Raw genomic sequence first — 494 nt, forward strand, 5'->3', positions numbered from 1 at the left:
GCGCGAGGCAGCCAGGTCCGCAGCGCCTTGCGGAACGCGGCCGAGGGATCGATCGCGACGATCTCGATCCGCTCCCGCCACTGCTCAGAGCGCTGCGCGAGCCAATCCCCGACGGCCCTGGAGTCCCGGCCGTCGACGATGCCGAGGACCTGCCCGGTGGCCAGGTCGACCAGCGTCGTCATCCACGGCTCGAACCGTCTCCAAGCGCCCTCGTCGGTGCGGAACCAGCGCACTGACCGGTAGCGGTGCTCATCGACCCCCAGACGCCTGACCCGCACGTCGTCGACGTCAGGCAGGACCACTGCGGCGGCGCTGAGGGCGGCCTGGACCAGCCACCACGAGACGCCGTGGGCCCGGGCCACCTCGGAGGCTGCACGGCCGGAACGGATCACGGCAGAGACGACCTGGTCCCGCAGTCGGGTCGTCGAGCGTGCGTATCGCGGGATCTGCTCGGTGGCCTCGGCGAACGTGCCCCGGGCACAGGCCGGCTCCAG

The 494-nt window shown here is 72.3% G+C and carries 1 protein-coding gene; it reads right to left on the bottom strand.

Annotated elements, in window-relative coordinates; genetic code table 11:
• The coding region (locus ACT3SQ_RS19315) for a transposase (protein ID WP_444601631.1) at window positions 1-494 on the bottom strand (494 nt) is incomplete at both ends.

The sequence above is a fragment of the Brachybacterium sp. AOP42-C2-15 genome (genome assembly GCF_052377065.1).
Taxonomy (GTDB): domain Bacteria; phylum Actinomycetota; class Actinomycetes; order Actinomycetales; family Dermabacteraceae; genus Brachybacterium.